4 protein-coding genes are annotated in these 3287 nt (G+C 34.6%); 3 read left to right on the forward strand and 1 reads right to left on the reverse strand.

The annotated features are described in order from the left end of the window. Positions 1-263, reverse strand: a 263-nt coding sequence (locus tag D0T84_RS22685; RefSeq protein WP_370525460.1) for a hypothetical protein, incomplete at its 3' end; no start/stop codon positions are given. Between the two features lie 273 nt (positions 264-536). Between D0T84_RS22685 and D0T84_RS21765 the strand changes: the two genes are divergently transcribed. The 3 genes from D0T84_RS21765 (at position 537) to D0T84_RS21775 (ending at position 3221) form a co-directional block, all read left to right on the forward strand. After that, a complete protein-coding gene (locus D0T84_RS21765; protein WP_163310022.1) occupies positions 537-899 on the forward strand; it encodes a DUF1493 family protein in 363 nt (120 codons plus the stop codon). Positions 900-1019: 120 nt separating this feature from the next. Further along, on the forward strand, positions 1020-2711 hold the full coding sequence (locus D0T84_RS21770; protein ID WP_163310023.1) for an RHS repeat-associated core domain-containing protein: 1692 nt from the start codon (positions 1020-1022) through the stop codon (positions 2709-2711). Between the two features lie 12 nt (positions 2712-2723). Then, the gene (locus D0T84_RS21775; RefSeq protein WP_163310024.1) at positions 2724-3221 is read left to right on the forward strand and encodes a hypothetical protein; all 498 of its coding nucleotides are present in this window, start codon (positions 2724-2726) and stop codon (positions 3219-3221) included. Positions 3222-3287 lie beyond the last annotated feature (66 nt).

The following is a 3287-nucleotide window of genomic DNA, read 5'->3' on the forward strand; positions in this document are numbered from 1 at the left end:
TCTTTTATCTTCTGCATGGAAATAAGCGTAAAATTAAAATCCTGAAAATTGAATATATTCTCGAAATTTATTCTAAAATATTGTTCACAGTACCGAGAAAAACGAGCAAGTTGCAAGAAATTTATTTTACCTTTAATGCCTAAATAAAACATTAGCAGGTGGAATATAAAATTTTTTCTTGTCTGCTTGATATTTGAAAAAATATCTGAACTTAAAGTATTAAGTATAAATGCATTAGCATTTGGATATTCGTTGGTTGTCATTACTTTATAGATTTTGGTCAATCTACTAAGATATTGATAATCAGCGAACTATCCAAGTTATTTAATGCTTATTTTGTTGAAAATCAATCAATTATATCTATTTATAACGAACTATTGATGTAAATGTTTCTCAATTTAAAGCAGGAGATTATTTTAAAGATGAAGGTATTGATATTATTGGGTGGGTGGCCAATCTATTTAAAAAAAATCATCTTTAAAGAAAGTTCTAACATTGGGAGACTTGGAAAAAGCTATAAAGAATAGGCAACTATTATGATTGAACATAAAATAGGACAGCTAAAACAATTTATATTAGATAAGACCTATAAAAAGCGTTATTCCTTGGATAACTTAGATTTAACTTTAGGTTTAGAAAAGGACTTAGGTTTTGACGGAGATGATGCCGCTGAATTTATCTTTGATTACGGAGAAAAGTTTAGTGTTGATACAAATAATTTTAACTCAGAATTATACTTTACCCCTGAAGATTATTTTTATTATTGGGCATACAAGTTATTGCCCTGTTTAAATCCCAAGAAAAAAGAACTTACTATTGGAGATTTAGTTGCAGGTATAAAAGCAGGCAGATTAGATGACGAAGTTATTGCAGCATCCAGGGAGAATAAAGAAATATAAATAGTTTTAATCATTAATAATTATAACCCCGCCGACTATTACAGTCAGTGGGGTTATTTTATCCCTATTTATAAAAACGTTTATTATTGTTAATGAGCCACAAAAACCATTGCCAGCCCAATGTTCACAGAGACACTGTATTATAACGAATCGTACGGGGGTAGCGTCAAGCAGTACAACGGCAATATATCGGCAATGAGTTACCTTATATCCGGCGAAGCCACATTGTATGGCTATTCCTATTCCTACGATAATTTGTCGCGGCTGACAAAAGCGGTCTTTTTGACCAGCGGCAACCCGAATGCCTCGAAAGCGTATAACATGGAAAGCATTAGCTACGACAAGCATGGAAACATGAAAACCATGAAGCTTTATGGCAAAAGCCAGAGTGCCAGTTATGGGGCTCTTGTTGACAATCTGACGATGACCTATACAGGCAACCAACTGGTCAAGGTGGAAGATGCTGCCGCCTCAGTTACGATTGCCGAGTCGATGGACTTTAAGAACTACAGCAATGTAGCCACAGAGTATACTTACAACAAGAATGGGGCGATGGCAAAAGATTTAAACAAGGGAATAACGGCGATTCAATATAATTCCTTAAATTTACCTCGGATGATGGATATTAAGAGTCCCGTTGCAGAGGCAAGGAACGAATATACCTATAGTGCTGGTGGCCAGAAGCTGAAAGTGGTACAGAAATGGAATCCGAATTTCTCTACTGCTCCGGTTATCGGTTCGGCCATCAATACCGCAGCGTTGACCATGACCAAGACCACCGATTATGTTGGCAACAAAGTCTATGAAAATAATGCGCTAAAACGGATATTAGTTGATGGCGGCTATATCGAAGGCACTACCTACCACTTCTATATGAATGACCATCTGGGAAATAACCGTGTGGTGGCTAATGCCAGCGGTACGTTGGTTCAGAAGAATCATTATTATCCTTTCGGTTCTGTTTTTGCAAGCACTACAGGGGCTGAGAAACAGCCGTATAAGTATAATGGGAAGGAGTTGGATGCGATGCATGGGGTGAATTTGTATGACTATAGTGCAAGGTATATGGATAGCCAGATCGGTAGGTTTACGAGTGTGGATCCGCTGGCGGAGAAGTATTATAGTTGGTCGCCATACAGTTATGCTGCGAACAATCCTATAAGAGTTATTGATCCAACAGGGATGGACACAATATATTTTGATCACAAAGGACAATTAGATTCAGATAAAACAAGGACAAGAGGGAATGATGTTATTTATGTTACAGATAGTAAAGGAAATATTCATTCTCGATCATATGAGTCTGGAACATTTAATGAATATGGCTACACACAATATTCGAAAACAGAGGATTATTCATATATATCAGCAAGTAATGCAGATGCGAGCAAATCAATTTTTGAGTTTTTAGCGGACAATACAACTTCGGAGTGGGGTAATTCATCATTCCTTAATATTTCTTATTATGTAACAACAAGTCATAATAATAAAGTTGAAGGCGGATTGTCAATGCTAGCAGTTGATAAGTTGTTGGATAAAAATGCAATTTTGACTAATGATCATAGTCATCCGCCTGGTCTCCCTGGTACAATTGAAGGCAGATCTGATTTTCCAAGTGGTTTACCAGGTAGTAGGTATCCTAAAAATGGAGATATTCAAGCTCTTACTTCTTATGTAAATTCTGCTATAACAAAACTACAACCTATTCCAAAATTTAGGATTTATGTACCTAGAAAAGGTTATAGGCGGTATAATATAAATTCAACCAAAAAAGAATTTAATAGAATGCCAGATTTTTATTATGAAAAATAAAATTATCCAAAAATGAAAAAAATGATATTCTTATTTATTCTACTTATGATTACTATGTTTAATTTAAAAGCACAGTATATCGTAACGAATCAAATCGTTTTACCAGAACTTGAATTGAGAGATTCACTTTTACAAACACAGTTAGATTCAATATTATTTAATAAATATCCATGTTATTCTGATTCGTCGAAAATAGTAGAAAAATACACTTATTTTGTAACAATAAGAGAAATTGGAAAAGAGAATTACACAATAGATATTGTTTATACAAAGCCCTCTGATGTAGAGGATGAAGTAAATACTGGTATTTATATAATGAAAGATGTCTTGCTTGTAGTGAGAGAATATAGTGATAATAAGATATTTAATTCAATGGGAAGAGAGCGGGTAATTAGTTATGAGAAAAAATTAGTAAAAAGAGATAATTCATATCATCTACATGAAGTTGTTAATTTTGAAGAGTTTTGTGTATGGGGGTTATTGCATATTCCGGCGATACCCACCCAGTGATTCCGGTGATACCCACCCACTCACTGTGCAAATTAGTCTGACAAAATTACCGTTTTTTTCTTAAGC

The organism is Dysgonomonas sp. 521, from assembly GCF_010501055.1.
GTDB lineage: Bacteria > Bacteroidota > Bacteroidia > Bacteroidales > Dysgonomonadaceae > Dysgonomonas.